The sequence below is a fragment of the Noviherbaspirillum cavernae genome (assembly GCF_003590875.1).
Lineage (GTDB): Bacteria > Pseudomonadota > Gammaproteobacteria > Burkholderiales > Burkholderiaceae_D > Noviherbaspirillum > Noviherbaspirillum cavernae.
This window is the reverse complement of the sequence record NZ_QYUN01000002.1, coordinates 1,207,643-1,222,046: the sequence shown is the minus strand read 5'-3', so window position 1 is coordinate 1,222,046 and position 14,404 is coordinate 1,207,643. Positions and strand designations below refer to the sequence as shown.

The 14,404-nt window shown below is 57.1% G+C and carries 14 protein-coding genes; 8 read left to right on the top strand and 6 right to left on the bottom strand.

The features are described 5' to 3' along the window. Positions 1 to 124 precede the first annotated feature (124 nt). The 3 genes from D3870_RS05750 to orn form a co-directional block, all read right to left on the bottom strand. The gene (locus D3870_RS05750; protein WP_147375717.1) at positions 125 to 871 is read right to left on the bottom strand and encodes a hemerythrin domain-containing protein; all 747 of its coding nucleotides are present in this window, start codon (positions 869 to 871) and stop codon (positions 125 to 127) included. Between the two features lie 137 nt (positions 872 to 1,008). Then, positions 1,009 to 2,673 carry a peptide chain release factor 3 gene (locus D3870_RS05740; RefSeq protein ID WP_119737407.1) on the bottom strand — a complete coding sequence of 555 codons (1,665 nt, stop codon included), beginning with the start codon at positions 2,671 to 2,673 and terminating at the stop codon, positions 1,009 to 1,011. A gap of 162 nt (positions 2,674 to 2,835) precedes the next feature. Next, positions 2,836 to 3,423 (bottom strand): oligoribonuclease, encoded by a 588-nt coding sequence (gene orn, locus D3870_RS05735; protein ID WP_119737406.1) that lies wholly within the window; start codon positions 3,421 to 3,423, stop codon positions 2,836 to 2,838. A gap of 112 nt (positions 3,424 to 3,535) precedes the next feature. Here orn and D3870_RS05730 point away from each other — a divergent pair, with 112 nt between their 5' ends. The 6 genes from D3870_RS05730 (at position 3,536) to ppnP (ending at position 8,838) form a co-directional block, all read left to right on the top strand. Further along, on the top strand, positions 3,536 to 4,795 hold the full coding sequence (locus D3870_RS05730; RefSeq protein ID WP_119737404.1) for a M48 family metallopeptidase: 1,260 nt from the start codon (positions 3,536 to 3,538) through the stop codon (positions 4,793 to 4,795). Positions 4,796 to 4,805: 10 nt separating this feature from the next. Then, a complete protein-coding gene (locus D3870_RS05725) occupies positions 4,806 to 5,156 on the top strand; it encodes a 4a-hydroxytetrahydrobiopterin dehydratase (protein ID WP_119737402.1) in 351 nt (116 codons plus the stop codon). A 3-nt stretch (positions 5,157 to 5,159) separates the two neighbouring features. Continuing rightward, a complete protein-coding gene (gene rsgA, locus D3870_RS05720; RefSeq protein WP_119737400.1) occupies positions 5,160 to 6,044 on the top strand; it encodes a ribosome small subunit-dependent GTPase A in 885 nt (294 codons plus the stop codon). Between the two features lie 109 nt (positions 6,045 to 6,153). After that, entirely contained in the window at positions 6,154 to 7,071 is a 918-nt protein-coding gene (argF, locus tag D3870_RS05715) for an ornithine carbamoyltransferase (protein ID WP_119737398.1), read from the top strand. A gap of 78 nt (positions 7,072 to 7,149) precedes the next feature. After that, complete coding sequence (argG, locus tag D3870_RS05710; protein ID WP_119737396.1) at positions 7,150 to 8,487, top strand: argininosuccinate synthase; 1,338 nt, start codon at positions 7,150 to 7,152, stop codon at positions 8,485 to 8,487. A gap of 30 nt (positions 8,488 to 8,517) precedes the next feature. After that, positions 8,518 to 8,838, top strand: a complete 321-nt coding sequence (gene ppnP / locus D3870_RS05705) for a pyrimidine/purine nucleoside phosphorylase (RefSeq protein WP_119737394.1) — start codon at positions 8,518 to 8,520, stop codon at positions 8,836 to 8,838. A gap of 59 nt (positions 8,839 to 8,897) precedes the next feature. On the opposite strand, the gene murB is transcribed toward ppnP, so the two are convergent. Next, entirely contained in the window at positions 8,898 to 9,926 is a 1,029-nt protein-coding gene (gene murB, locus D3870_RS05700; RefSeq protein ID WP_119737393.1) for a UDP-N-acetylmuramate dehydrogenase, read from the bottom strand. Positions 9,927 to 10,046: 120 nt separating this feature from the next. Between murB and D3870_RS05695 the strand changes: the two genes are divergently transcribed. Further along, the gene (locus D3870_RS05695) at positions 10,047 to 10,532 is read left to right on the top strand and encodes a YajQ family cyclic di-GMP-binding protein (RefSeq protein ID WP_119737391.1); all 486 of its coding nucleotides are present in this window, start codon (positions 10,047 to 10,049) and stop codon (positions 10,530 to 10,532) included. A gap of 72 nt (positions 10,533 to 10,604) precedes the next feature. After that, a complete protein-coding gene (locus D3870_RS05690) occupies positions 10,605 to 11,237 on the top strand; it encodes a retropepsin-like aspartic protease family protein (RefSeq protein WP_119737389.1) in 633 nt (210 codons plus the stop codon). A gap of 192 nt (positions 11,238 to 11,429) precedes the next feature. Here the strand turns inward: D3870_RS05690 and aroG are convergent, their stop codons facing one another. Together aroG and tldD are read right to left on the bottom strand one after the other, a co-directional pair. Further along, positions 11,430 to 12,491: a 3-deoxy-7-phosphoheptulonate synthase AroG gene (gene aroG, locus D3870_RS05685; RefSeq protein ID WP_119737387.1), complete on the bottom strand. Its 1,062-nt coding sequence runs from the start codon at positions 12,489 to 12,491 to the stop codon at positions 11,430 to 11,432. A gap of 321 nt (positions 12,492 to 12,812) precedes the next feature. Beyond that, positions 12,813 to 14,273: a metalloprotease TldD gene (gene tldD, locus D3870_RS05680; RefSeq protein WP_119737385.1), complete on the bottom strand. Its 1,461-nt coding sequence runs from the start codon at positions 14,271 to 14,273 to the stop codon at positions 12,813 to 12,815. Positions 14,274 to 14,404: the final 131 nt, after the last annotated feature.

The following is a 14,404-nucleotide window of genomic DNA, read 5'->3' as shown; positions in this document are numbered from 1 at the left end:
ATGCCCGGAAACAGCAGGCGATGCAACAACTATCCGCCTGCTTGACGGCCTCCTTCGCCAGATTCAATTTGAAGCGCCCTTTCTGTGACCATCTCCGCGTTGGAAGACATGAACAGCGTGTCGCTCAATGCGCAGCGAAGCGCTGCTCCGGCATCGCCGCGAGGACCGGTGGCGGTTGCGAGGAGAGACGGCCACCATGGGTTTGCCCATCGGCGGAAAGGAATTTCTCCGCGATTGCGAACCATTCATCAACCGACAAGACCCTGTGCGCAATCGGAAACAACTCAGCCTCCTCTTTCGCCAGCCGCTTGAGCAGCTTGCGGCAATACTGCACCAGGGAATTGCTCACCTCATGCAACCACGTCTCACCCAGATCGATCGCATGCCTGAGTTGATCGCCGACCGAGCGAAGCAGATGCAGGCCCGTCGCGCTGATCGCGTCCAGTTCGGCGAGCAAGGTATCAGCCTCGCTGGTTGCGCGGCGGATTGCCGGGATCAGATGCTGTTCCACCTTGCGGCTGTGACAGTAACTGTCAAATTCGGTCAATGAGTTGAACGCATGTTCGATCCGATCCAGATCAACGTGATGCAACATGCCGTCCCACGCATTTTGAATATATTGCTGCAGCGAATGAAGTGCGCGCCGCAAATTATTCTGTTCGTTGACAATCGCTACCAGCGAATAAGTGGCAGTCAGCATATGAACTCCTTGACAATGAAAAGCACTAACCCTCCGAATCTTTCGGATCGATACGAAGATAAAGCAGGGGAAATGAAACGGTTGAACCGGTTGAAAAATCTGTCGATGAGTGTAAGTCGCAACACCCCTGCGTCTTTTGACCGCACTCAATATTTCAGGGATTGATGGCAATTGGCGATTTGATCACACATGCACCGACATGGTTCCTCATCAAAAATGTAATACTTCTTATCAACGCTTTTCAAATAAGAAAAAGAAAAGGGCCGCACTATTGGCGGCCCTCTTTTCATCGTGTCACGGCAATTTTGTCAATCAAGCTTCGCGGCATGTTCCCGGGTCGCGTGAAAAGTCAGCTTCGGCCAACGCTCCTGAGTGAGCTTGAGATTGACGCCTGAGGTCGCAAGGTAAGCCATGTTACCGGCAGCGTCGTAGGCAATATTGCCGCCGGCCGAGGATTTTTCGAAATCAGCCAGCACACGCTTGTCGTCGCACGAAATCCAGCGCGCACTGCTGATGCTTGTGCCTTCGAACACCGCATCGACGCCGTACTCGTTGAGCAGGCGACTGGCTACCACTTCGAACTGCAGCACGCCGACCGCGCCGAGCACCAGGTCACCGCTGTGCACCGGCTTGAATACCTGCACCGCGCCTTCTTCGCCAAGCTGCTGCAACCCCTTGTGCAATTGCTTGATCTTCAAGGGATTGCGAATCCGCACCGAGCGGAAGAAGTCAGGCGCGAAATACGGGATGCCGGTGAACTGCAACAACTCGCCTTCGGAAAAACTGTCGCCGATCTGCATGTTGCCGTGGTTCGGCAGACCGATGATGTCGCCGGCGTAAGCCTCTTCCACCTGTTCACGGCTGGATGCCATGAAGGTCACGACGGAAGACACCTTGATCTCGCGCCCCAGCCGCAGATGCTTGATCTTCATGCCGCGCTCGAAACGCCCCGAACACACGCGCAGAAACGCGATGCGGTCGCGGTGCGCCGGATCCATGTTGGCCTGGATCTTGAAGACGAATCCGGAGAACGGCGCTTCGGTCGGTTCGACCGCGCGCACCGTTGCATCGCGCGAGCGCGGCGCGGGTGCCCAGTCGAGCAGCGCATTGAGGATTTCGCGCACGCCAAAATTGTTGATGGCGGAGCCGAAGAATACCGGCGTCTGCGTACCCGCAAGGAAGGCATCCAGATCGAATGGATGCGAGGCGCCATGCACCAGTTCCACTTCCATCTTGAGCTGCTCGATTTCGAGCGGGAACATTTCCGCAAGACGCGGATTGTCGATGCCCTTGACGACTTCGAATTCCTGGTCGGCACGCTCGCTACCAGCGGTGAACAGCAGAATCTCATCGCGCAGCAAGTGATACACACCGCGGAAAGTCTTGCCCATGCCGATCGGCCATGTCACCGGCGCGCACTGGATCTTCAGCACCGACTCGACTTCGTCCAGCAGCTCCAGCGGATCGCGGGTTTCGCGGTCCATCTTGTTCATGAAGGTCAGGATCGGCGTGTCGCGCATGCGGCACACGTTGAGCAGCTTGATGGTCTGCTCTTCCACGCCCTTGGCGGCATCGATCACCATCAAGGCGGAATCGACCGCAGTCAACACGCGATAGGTGTCTTCCGAGAAGTCCTGGTGACCAGGCGTGTCCAGCAGATTGACAACGTGGTCACGGTATTCGAACTGCATCACCGAACTGGCGACCGAAATACCGCGCTGCTTTTCGATTTCCATCCAGTCCGATGTCGCGTGGCGGCCGCTCTTGCGCGCCTTCACGGTGCCGGCAAGCTGAATGGCGCCTGAAAACAGCAGGAGTTTTTCGGTCAGCGTGGTTTTACCCGCATCCGGGTGGGAAATGATGCCGAAGGTACGGCGCCGTGCCACTTCGCGCGCAATCAGCTCGGTCGGCACATTGCGGGAGTCAGGTACGGCGGCTTCGACGGTTTCGGTCGGGGGAAGTTCGGCGGCCATGGTGAAAGCTCGGAAAAAAGGACTAAAGTCTAAGGGCTCTTGCCGATGGAGTGTAATGCCTTGATCTACAAGGCATTTTCAACAATCAAGGCAAGGCGCGGGATGGTCTTGCGCTCCGCGATTCGGAGATGTGGCGCGTCGCCGCGGCCGGCAAGACGCTCGTCAAATCTTGATGAAATGTTCGCGGTAGTAACGCAGCTCTTCGATCGACTCGGTGATGTCGGCCAATGCAGTGTGCTTCTGATGCTTCTTGAAACCGTTTGCCAGTTCCGGCTTCCAGCGCTTGCACAATTCTTTCAAGGTAGACACATCGAGGTTGCGATAATGGAAAAACGCTTCGAGCTTGGGCATGCCGCGCACCATGAAGCGACGATCCTGGCAAATCGTGTTGCCGCACATCGGCGACTTGCCCGTCGGTACAAAATGCTTCAGGAAATCGATCAGCGCCATTTCCGCGTCGGCTTCGGTGACGGTCGACGCCTTGACCCGGTCGATCAGACCGGAGCGGCCATGTGTGCCCTTGTTCCATGAATCCATGCCGTTGAGCACTTCATCCGATTGATGGATTGCAAACACCGGGCCTTCGGCCAGCACGTTCAAGTCCGAGTCGGTCACGATGACCGCAATCTCGATAATGCGATCGGTGTCCGGATCGAGGCCTGTCATTTCCATATCGACCCAGATCAGGTTGAATTCATTCGGGCGGGTTGCCTCGCCAACGGCGGCATGTGACTCGGTAGCTTGTGACATAATTTGTATTCTCTAATAGGGCGTAATAAAGCGTGACAGTCGGCTCCGACACACAGTCAGGAGCGCGCTTCGGACACGCCATGGCAATCCGCCATTTTCTCACAGGCACAGAATGTATTCACTTGCGTTTTCGGTTTTGTTCGTCAGCTTTCTCGCAATTACCCTGATCGTTCGCTTCTGGCTGGGATCGCGGCACATTCGCCATGTCCTTTCCCATCGTAGTGCAGTGCCGCCGGAATTTGCAGAGAAAATTCCGCTCCATGCACATCAAAAGGCAGCGGACTACACGATCGCGAAAACGAAGTTCGGCCTGTTCATGCTGATCGTCAATACTGCCGTGCTGATCGGCTTCACGCTGCTGGGCGGCTTGCAATGGATTTCCGTTACGCTGTTCAAGTTCATCGGAGCGGGCATGACGTATCAATTGGGATTGCTTGCCGCATTTGCCGTGATCTCCGGACTGATCGACCTGCCCTTCGAGTATTACAAGCAATTCAGACTGGAAGCCAGATTCGGTTTCAACAAGATGACGCCCCGGCTGTTTTTCACCGATCTGATCAAGAGCGCTCTGATCGGGATCGCCATCGGCCTGCCGCTGGTCTGGGTCATTCTCACATTGATGGAGAAGGCAGGCGACCTGTGGTGGCTGTACGCGTGGCTGGTATGGACGGGTTTCCAGCTGCTGATGCTGGTCCTGTATCCGACCGTGATCGCGCCGCTGTTCAACAAATTCACGCCGCTGCAGGACGACACGCTGCGCGCGCGGATAGAAGGCCTGATGCAGCGCGTGGGCTTCGCTTCCAAGGGGCTGTTCGTGATGGATGGCTCGAAACGCAGCTCCCACGGCAATGCTTATTTTTCGGGCTTTGGCGCAGCCAAGCGCATCGTGTTCTTCGACACGCTGCTGGCACGCCTCGCACCACATGAGATCGAGGCGGTGCTGGCGCACGAGCTCGGTCATTTCAAGCTGAAGCATATAATCAAGCGCATCGCGGTGATGTTCGCAATTTCGCTCGGCATGCTGGCCCTGCTCGGCTTCCTGAAGAACCAGGCGTGGTTCTACACGGGACTGGGCGTCGACCCGCTGCTGGTCGGCAGCAATGATGCAATGGCGCTGATCCTGTTCATGTTGACGCTGCCGGTCTTCACTTTCCTCTTTTCGCCGCTGTCGTCGATCACCTCGCGCAAGCACGAGTTCGAAGCCGACGCCTTCGCGGCGCAGTACACCAATGCGCAGGATCTGGTATCGGCCCTGGTCAAGCTGTACGAGGACAATGCCTCGACATTGACGCCCGATCCGATCCATTCCGCGTTTTATGATTCGCACCCACCTGCAAGCATCCGCATCCATCACCTGCTCGCAAGCCAATAAAGGAGCTTCCATGGTCACCACAAACGAACTGCTGCAGAAAAAAAGCCGCCATCTGGAAACCGGCCTGAGCGAGAACGAAATCCGGCAATACCTGCCGGCCATAGATGGCTGGACGCTGCAGGATGGCAAGATCGTCAAGACCTTCGCATTCAAGAATTATTACGACACCATGGCCTTCGTCAATGCCATTGCCTGGGTGATCCACGCCGAGGATCATCATCCGGAATTGGTCGTGACTTACAACCGGTGTACCGTGAAATTCGACACGCATTCGGTGAATGGCGGCCGCGGCGGCATTTCGGAAAACGACTTCATCTGCGCGGCAAAAGTCGATGCCGTTCTTCAGCAAGCTGCTGCCTGATTGATGCTTTCCGGAATCGTCATCGCGGCACACGGTCGCCACTACCTGGTTCAAGCTGAATCCACCAAACTGCACTGCGTCACCAGAGGCAAGAAGAGCGACATCGCCGTCGGCGATATTGTCAACTTCAAGCACACTTCGCCTGATCAAGGCGTGATCGAGTCGTTCGCCGAGCGCAAAACCCTGCTCTATCGGTCTGATCAGTACAAGTCCAAGCTGCTGGCGGCCAACGTCACGCAACTGTTCATCGTTGTCGCGACGGAACCGGGATTTTCGGACGATCTCGTATCGCGCGCGCTGATTGCGGCGGAGGCGGCCGGCATCACAGCCCGCTTGCTGCTCAACAAGACTGACCTGACTGATCTGCTCCCCAAAGCCCGGGAGCGCCTGAAACTGTATGAAGATCTCGGCTATCCGGTGCACGAAGTATCGGTACGCAGTCATCCGACCGAGACGATTGCAACGCTCAATCCCTTGCTGAAGGGACATTCCACCATCCTGATCGGTCAATCCGGCATGGGCAAGTCGTCCCTCATCAATCTGCTGGTACCGGACGCCGACATTGCCACGCGTGAAATTTCTGCCGCGCTCGATTCTGGCAAGCACACGACGACCTTTACCCGGCTCTACATGATGGGCCCGGATACCGATATCATCGATTCGCCCGGTTTTCAGGAGTTCGGCCTTTACCATCTGACCGAAGGCATGCTGGAACGCGCGTTCCGGGAATTCAAGCCGCACCTTGGGCATTGCCGTTTCTATAACTGCCACCACTTCAACGAGCCCGGATGCGCAGTACTGACCGGCCTCGACAACAATGAAATCGCATCGATGCGGCATGCCCTGTACCGCCAGCTTGTGCATGAAGCGTCGCAAAAGCTGTACTGAACAGCCGGGCATGCGGGCGGCGCTTCAGCTATCTTTTCAGCGAAAATCTCTTATAATTGAACAAGTTACAAACTCCGGCGGCAGGCGCCACTTGCCGCCGTTTTCATTTATGGCAATCAAACACTTCCTCCAGTTTTCTGACTTTACGCTTGATGAATTCGAGTACGTGATCGAACGTTCTCGAATCATCAAGCGCAAGTTCAAGAATTACGAGCCCTACCATCCGCTGCTCGATCGCACGCTGGTGATGGTGTTCGAGAAGAACTCGACACGCACGCGCCTGTCCTTCGAAGCGGGCATGCATCAACTGGGCGGCGCGGCGATCTACCTCAACACGCGTGACAGTCAGCTTGGCCGTGGCGAACCTGTCGAAGATGCGGCGCAAGTCATGTCACGCATGTGCGACATCATCATGATTCGTACCTTCGGCCAGGAAATCATCGACCGCTTCGCCGCGCATTCGCGCGTGCCGGTGATCAACGGCCTGACCAATGAACATCATCCGTGCCAGGTGCTCGCGGACATTTTCACGTACATCGAGCATCGCGGCTCCATCGCCGGCAAGACCGTCGCGTGGATCGGCGACGCGAACAACATGCTGTATTCATGGCTGCAAGCGGCCGACGTATTCGGCTTCCACGTCAATGTCTCGACACCGAAAGGCTACGAAATCGACCAGCAACTCGTGTCTGCGACAAATAACCGTTACACCGTCTTCGCCGATCCGTCCGCCGCCTGTGAAGGCGCGAACCTGGTGACGACCGATGTCTGGACCAGCATGGGTTACGAAGAAGAAAATGCCGCTCGCCTGAAAGCCTTCGACGGCTGGATCGTCGATGGCGCGAAGATGAAGCGCGCCAAGCCGGATGCCTTGTTCATGCACTGCCTGCCCGCCCATCGCGGCGAGGAAGTCGCAGCAGAAGTCATCGACGGACCGCAATCCGTCGTGTGGGATGAAGCGGAAAACCGGCTGCACGTCCAGAAAGCGCTACTCGAATACCTGGTCCTGGGCAGGCTCAATCATTAATCATCGACCCGGTTGCTTATCGCTCAGTTCCTCATCACCCTACCAACAACCATACTCCAAGCACGCGAAGCAGAAATCATGTCGACCATACTCCAATCCGTTCCCGCCAATCAAAAAGTGGGCATCGCCTTTTCCGGCGGGCTCGACACCAGCGCAGCGCTGCACTGGATGCGCCAGAAAGGCGCGATTCCGTACGCCTACACTGCCAATCTTGGTCAGCCCGATGAAGAAGACTATGACGCGATTCCGAAAAAAGCCAAGCTGTACGGCGCCGAACAGGCACGCCTGATCGATTGCCGCGAACAACTGGTCGCAGAAGGCATCGCTGCGCTGCAAAGCGGCGCGTTCCACATCTCGACCGCAGGCATCACCTACTTCAACACGACGCCACTGGGCCGCGCAGTAACCGGCACCATGCTGGTCGCCGCGATGCAGGAAGACCAGGTCGATATCTGGGGTGACGGCAGCACGTTCAAGGGCAACGACATCGAACGTTTCTATCGTTACGGCTTGCTGGTGAATCCGGCGCTGCGCATCTACAAGCCCTGGCTCGATGACCGCTTCATCCAGGAACTCGGCGGCCGCAAGGAAATGTCGGAGTTTCTGATCAAATCCGGCTTCGACTACAAGATGTCGGTCGAGAAGGCGTATTCGACCGACTCCAACATGCTCGGCGCTACGCATGAAGCGAAAGACCTCGAGCACTTGAACAGCGGGATGAAGATCGTCGAACCGATCATGGGCGTCGCCTTCTGGCGCGACGACGTCGAGGTCAAGCGTGAAGAAGTGAGCGTGCGTTTCGAGGAAGGCCGTCCGGTCGCGCTCAACGGCGTCGTCTATTCCAACCTGGTTGACCTGATGATGGAAGCCAACCGCATCGGTGGCCGCCATGGACTCGGCATGAGCGACCAGATCGAAAACCGCATCATCGAAGCGAAGAGCCGCGGCATCTACGAAGCCCCAGGCCTGGCGCTGTTGTTCATCGCCTACGAACGTCTGGTCACCGGCATCCACAACGAAGACACGATCGAGCAATACCGCGACAACGGCCGCAAGCTCGGACGCCTGCTGTATCAGGGCCGCTGGTTCGATCCGCAAGCGATCATGCTGCGCGAAGCATCCCAACGCTGGGTCGCGCGCGCGATCACCGGCGAAGTCACGCTGGAACTGCGCCGCGGCAACGATTACTCGATCCTGAATACCGAATCGGCCAACCTGACCTACCAACCGGAACGCCTGACGATGGAAAAAGGCGAAGGTGCATTCACGCCGCAAGACCGCATCGGACAACTGACGATGCGCAACCTGGACATCGCCGACACGCGCGAAAAGCTTGGCATCTACGGTAAAGCCGGCTTGCTGACGGCAAACCCGTCGGTTGCGCTGCCGCGCCTCGGCAAGAACAGCGACGAATAACAACGCCGTTTCGACATCAAACACGACACCATGAGCAAACAATTCGATCAAGTCAGCGTCATCAAGCAGGCCAACGTTTACTTCGACGGCAAGTGTGTTTCGCACACCATCCTGTTCGCAGACGGCACAAAGAAAACCCTCGGCGTGATTTTCCCGTCTTCGTTGACATTCAATACGGGCGCACCGGAATTGATGGAACTGAACGCAGGTAAATGCCGCATCCGCTTGAAGGGCGAATCCGAATGGAAGAGCTACCAAGGCGGTCAAAGCTTCGATGTCCCCGGCAATTCCAGCTTTGACATCGAGACGATCGAAACACTGGATTACGTTTGCCACTTTGTGGCGGCCTGACCCAGGCGCAGCAACAATTGCGTGAAGAACGACGGCCTTGCGCCGTCGTTTTTTATTCCCTATACAAACACGGGTTCAGGCTCCAGCATCACACCAAATTTCGCCTTCACATCCGCCTGAATCGCCGAAGCCAGTCTTTCCACCTCCCGCCCGCTCGCGCCGCCACGGTTGACCAGCACCAGCGCCTGCTTCTCGTACACGCCCGCCCTGCCGAGGCTCCTGCCCTTCCAGCCACATTGATCGATCAACCAACCGGCTGCGAGTTTGCAACTCTCATCGGATTGCGCATAGCTGACCATGCGCGGATAGCGTTCCAGCAGCGCGTCGCGCTGCGCCGCAGACACGATCGGATTCTTGAAGAAACTGCCCGCGTTGCCAATCACGGCCGGGTCCGGCAGCTTGCGCGTGCGGATGGCAATGACGGCATCGCTGATGTCGCGCGCAGTCGGCGTGGCGATTTTTCTCGCGTCGATTTCTTGCACCACATCGGCATATTGCAGATTGGGCCGCCATTGTTTTGGCAATGCGAAAGTAACGTCAAGAATGACTGCGCGATCATGCAGTTGACGCTTGAATATGCTATCGCGATAGCCGAATGCGCAGCCAGCCTTGTCGATTGTGAAAGTCCGCCCGCTCTCGAGATCGAACGCGGTCAGCTCATGAAAACAATCCTTGATCTCGACACCATAGGCGCCGATATTCTGGATCGGCGCAGCACCGACGCTGCCGGGAATCAGCGAGAGATTCTCCAGCCCGTTCAAGCCATTCTGCAGCGTCCACTGCACGAAGCCGTGCCAGTTCTCGCCGGCCGCCGCACGAACATGGGTTGCGTTCATGTCGTGACCAACGACTTCAATTCCCTTGCCGCACATATGCAGCACGATTCCCGGAAAATCGCGCGTCAGCACGATATTGCTGCCACCACCCAATACCATGCGCGGCAGTGCGCGCAATGATGCGTCGCGCCGCACAGACTCGAGCATTTCCACTGAGTCCACCGGCAAGTAGGCATGCGCTTTGGCATCGATACCGAAAGTGTTGTTGGCTCGCAAAGAATAATCGTATTGAATCGGCAAAGTATCTTTCATAGCGGGACGATTATAGTCGCAGCCATCAATGGCGTTGCCCTAGCCACCCTGTTTTTTGTCCGATAGAATGAGCCGTTAGTCAATAAGCAAGCGCAATTGTGTGCACGAGAGGAAACAACCATGCCATCTTTTGATGTCGTATCAGAAGCCAATACCGTCGAAGTGAAAAACGCCGTCGATCAGGCCAACAAGGAAATCTCCACCCGTTTCGATTTCAAGGGCAGCGATGCGCGCGTCGAACAGAAAGAACGCGAACTGACTGCATTTGCCGACAGCGAATTCCAGTTGAATCAGGTGCGAGACGTCCTGACCGGCAAAATGACCAAGCGCAATGTCGATGTGCGTTTCCTCGACATGGGGAAAATCGAGAAGATCGGTGGCGACAAGGTCAAGCAAGTCATCAAGATCAAGAACGGCATCGAATCGGACGCCGCCAAGAAGATCGTGCGCATCATCAAGGACAGCAAGATGAAAGTGCAGGCATCGATCCAGGGTGACGCCGTGCGCGTGACCGGTGCGAAACGGGATGATCTCCAATCGGCAATGGCCATGCTGCGCAAGGATGTCACCGATCTGCCGCTGGAATTCAATAATTTCCGCGATTGAGAACGTGGCCGGTGCAGGCGCTCCAACGCATCATTGTGACCACATTCATTTTCACTGACTGATATCGTCCCCATGCGCGCAATTTCCCTGTCCGTCCTTCTGCTTGCCATCTCCAACACTGTCAGCGGAGCCGATATCAGTGTAGTGGGATTGTTCCCCAACAAGGCCGTGCTGGTCATCGACGGCGGCTCGCCCAAGACCTATTCTGTCGGCAGCACGGTCGCCGATGGCATGAAGCTGGTGGCAGTGAATGACTCCGGCGCCACGCTGGAATCGAATGGAAAACGGCAGACGATTGCGCTTGGCGGGCATGTGAATCGCTCGGTGTCAGGCGGCATTGCCAGCACCACGCTCAAGGCGGATGGCCAGGGCCACTTTGTCATGCAAGGACAGATCAATGGCGGAACGGTGCGCATGCTGCTGGACACTGGAGCCACCTCGGTCGCACTGCCCGCGTCGGAAGCCATGCGCCTGGGCATCGACTACAGGAAAGGTCAGCTTGGCCAGGTGAGCACCGCCAACGGCGTCGTGTCGGCGTATCGGGTCAAACTCAACACCGTGAAGGTCGGCGATATCGAGCTCAATCAGGTGGACGGGACGGTCATGGAGCAAGGCCTTCCAATTGTCCTGTTGGGCATGTCTTTCCTCAACCGCACCGAAATGCGCCGCGAGGGGGAAATGATGACGTTGACCAAACGATTCTGAGAGCGCTCAACGAGAAAAATGCCGTCGCTTTACAGGACGGCATTTTGTATTTGTACGCCTGGAGCACGCGACAAGATCACGTTCCTCCGTCATTACGAGCGCGGCAAGGTCTCATGTCCATGAATCCTCATTAACGTTCGAGATTCCTCGCTGCGCCCGGAATGACTGGTCTTCGGATTGGACACAGTCAGATCAATCCTGATTCTGCAAGCGGCGCTGCTTCACCGCCTCCGCCAATCCTTCCAACACTTTCACGCTCGATTCCCAGTCGATGCAGCCATCGGTGACCGACTGGCCGTAGGTCAGCTCCTTGCCGGCAACCAGATCCTGACGGCCTGCGACCAGGTGCGATTCCACCATCACGCCAACGATGCGCGTGTCGCCCGCCGCGACCTGTCCGGCGATATCGGCACAAACCGGAATCTGGTTCTCCGGTTTCTTCGAGCTGTTGGCATGGGAAGCATCGATCATCAGGCGCGATGCGAGGCCGTTCGCTGCAATGTCCTTGCATGCGGCCTCGACGCTCGCGGCATCATAGTTGGGTGCCTTGCCGCCGCGCAGGATGATGTGACAATCCTCGTTGCCATTGGTGGAAACGATTGCCGAATGCCCGCCCTTCGTCACGGAGAGGAAATGGTGCGGTTGCGAGGCGGCCTTGATGGCGTCGACCGCAATCTTGACGTTGCCGTCCGTGCCATTCTTGAAGCCGACCGGGCAGGACAGGCCGGATGCCAGTTCGCGATGCACCTGGGATTCGGTGGTACGCGCACCGATTGCGCCCCAGCTGATGAGATCGGCGACATACTGCGGGCTGATCACGTCGAGAAATTCGGTACCGGCGGGCAGACCGAGTTCGTTGATGTTCATCAGCAGTTCCCGCGCCATGCGCAAGCCATCGTTGATGCGGAAGCTGTTGTCCATGTACGGATCGTTGATCAGCCCTTTCCAGCCGACCGTGGTGCGCGGCTTTTCGAAATAGACGCGCATCACGATTTCCAGCTCGCCGGCGAAGCGTTCGCGCTCCTTGACGAGACGGCGTGCATATTCCATCGCGGCCTTGGTGTCATGGATGGAGCAAGGGCCGATGACGATCATCAGACGATCATCCTGGCCGTGCAGGATGCGATGCAATGCGGTGCGGGCATTGGCGGTGGTGGTTGCAACCTTGTCCGCGCAGGAGAATTCACGGATCAGATGCGATGGTGGGGTCAGTTCCTTCATTTCACGTATGCGTAGGTCATCTGTGCGCGGCATGTTTTTTCTCCAGTCAATATCTTGAAAAGTTGAAACTGTATAAATGAAAAAACCGCCATCGCTGGCGGTTTTTTCAAGAAATTCGGTTGGCTTTTTTATTCGCGCGCTTACCGCTTCTCCACCGCCGTTGGGCTGGAATAGCTAAAGTAAAAATAAAAGTAAAAGCGTGCGAAGGTCATTGCTGTTTCAGGTTTTGAAGCGGAATGAGATTTAATAGTGCAATAAATCACGGGATTTGGCAAGGCGCTGCAAGCAAAATTGCTGTTTCCGGATAGGATCGCGTCAAATGGTCCGCACGATCCTTCCCGGCACTTTGCAAGCTTACGCCGTTCCACCCACAGTCACGCCGTCGATGCGTAGAGTCGGCTGGCCGACGCCGACCGGCACGCTTTGTCCTTCCTTGCCGCAGACGCCGACGCCGCTGTCGAGCCGCATGTCGTTGCCGATCATCGATACGCGGTTGAGCACGTCGGGGCCATTGCCGATCAGGGTTGCGCCCTTGACGGGATAGGTCACTTTGCCGTCCTCGATCATGTAGGCCTCGCTGGCGGAGAACACGAACTTGCCATTGGTGATGTCGACCTGACCACCGCCGAAATTCACGGCATACAAACCGTTCTTCACGGAAGCGATGATTTCCGCCGGGTCCTTGTCGCCGCCCAGCATGTAGGTATTCGTCATGCGCGGCATCGGCAGATGAGCAAAGGATTCGCGACGCGCATTGCCGGTGACCGGCATATTCATCAGGCGCGCGTTCATGGTGTCCTGCATGTATCCCTTCAGAATGCCGTCTTCAATCAGCGTCGTGCATTGGGTCGGGTTGCCTTCGTCGTCGATGTTGAGCGAACCGCGGCGATCGGCAATCGTACCGTCGTCCACCACCGTCACGCCCCTGGCAGCAACGCGCTCGCCGATGCGGCCGGAGAAAGTACTGGAGCCCTTGCGGTTGAAATCGCCTTCCAGCCCGTGACCGATCGCTTCATGCAGCAGCACGCCCGGCCAGCCCGGACCAAGCACGACCATCATCGGTCCTGCCGGGGCGGGGCGCGCTTCCAGATTCACCAGCGCCGCATCCACCGCTTCGGTCGCGTACGTCTCCAGCAATTCGTCGGTGAAATAGCCGTAGCTGTAGCGCCCGCCGCCGCCGCTTGATCCCATTTCGCGCCGCCCGTTTTGCTCGGCAATGACCGTCACCGATACGCGCACCAGCGGCCGGATATCCGCTGCGAGCACGCCATCGCTGCGCACGACGAGCACGACGTCGTATTCACCGGCCAGTCCCGCCATCACCTGCACGACACGCGGATCCTTGGCGCGCGCGATGCGTTCCACTTTTTCGAGCAACTTGACCTTCTCGGTGGCATCGAGCGATGTAAAGGGGTCTTGCGGCAGATACAACGAACGTCCTCCTACCGTCCGGATGGAGGAAGCGACCTTCACCTTGCCTGCGCCCTGACGCGCGATGGTGCGTGTTGCCTCTGCGGCTTCATGCAATGCGCGCTCGGAAATTTCATCCGAATAGGAAAACGCGGTCTTGTCGCCCGACACGGCGCGTACGCCGACGCCCTGGTCGATGGAAAAGCTGCCAGTCTTGACGATGCCTTCTTCCAGACTCCAGCCTTCGCTCTTGGTGAACTGGAAATACAGGTCCGCATAATCGACGCGGTGCGTGAAGATTGCACCCAGCGCCTGATTCAATTTCGATTCGTCGAGGCCGAACGGCGTCAGCAGGATTTCACGTGCGGTCGCCAGGGTCTGGAGGTTCGGTTCAAATAGATTCATGGTGTGTGCGTACTTCGGTGGGAAGTTGAATTCGATTCAATGGATTCATGGATTGTAGAGCATCTGTCTTGCAAGGGTATATCCACATCGGGAAGTGCCGAGAGGAATCACTCTGCATCCGCTGCATCGCA

Coding starts and splice junctions, on each gene's coding strand:
- D3870_RS05740 (WP_119737407.1), bottom strand. CDS start 2,673: ATGGCCGCCGAACTTCCCCCGACCGAAACCGTCGAAGCCGCCGTACCT.
- orn (WP_119737406.1), bottom strand. CDS start 3,423: ATGTCACAAGCTACCGAGTCACATGCCGCCGTTGGCGAGGCAACCCGC.
- D3870_RS05730 (WP_119737404.1), top strand. CDS start 3,536: ATGTATTCACTTGCGTTTTCGGTTTTGTTCGTCAGCTTTCTCGCAATT.
- D3870_RS05725 (WP_119737402.1), top strand. CDS start 4,806: ATGGTCACCACAAACGAACTGCTGCAGAAAAAAAGCCGCCATCTGGAA.
- rsgA (WP_119737400.1), top strand. CDS start 5,160: ATGCTTTCCGGAATCGTCATCGCGGCACACGGTCGCCACTACCTGGTT.
- argF (WP_119737398.1), top strand. CDS start 6,154: ATGGCAATCAAACACTTCCTCCAGTTTTCTGACTTTACGCTTGATGAA.
- argG (WP_119737396.1), top strand. CDS start 7,150: ATGTCGACCATACTCCAATCCGTTCCCGCCAATCAAAAAGTGGGCATC.
- ppnP (WP_119737394.1), top strand. CDS start 8,518: ATGAGCAAACAATTCGATCAAGTCAGCGTCATCAAGCAGGCCAACGTT.
- murB (WP_119737393.1), bottom strand. CDS start 9,926: ATGAAAGATACTTTGCCGATTCAATACGATTATTCTTTGCGAGCCAAC.
- D3870_RS05695 (WP_119737391.1), top strand. CDS start 10,047: ATGCCATCTTTTGATGTCGTATCAGAAGCCAATACCGTCGAAGTGAAA.
- D3870_RS05690 (WP_119737389.1), top strand. CDS start 10,605: ATGCGCGCAATTTCCCTGTCCGTCCTTCTGCTTGCCATCTCCAACACT.
- aroG (WP_119737387.1), bottom strand. CDS start 12,491: ATGCCGCGCACAGATGACCTACGCATACGTGAAATGAAGGAACTGACC.
- tldD (WP_119737385.1), bottom strand. CDS start 14,273: ATGAATCTATTTGAACCGAACCTCCAGACCCTGGCGACCGCACGTGAA.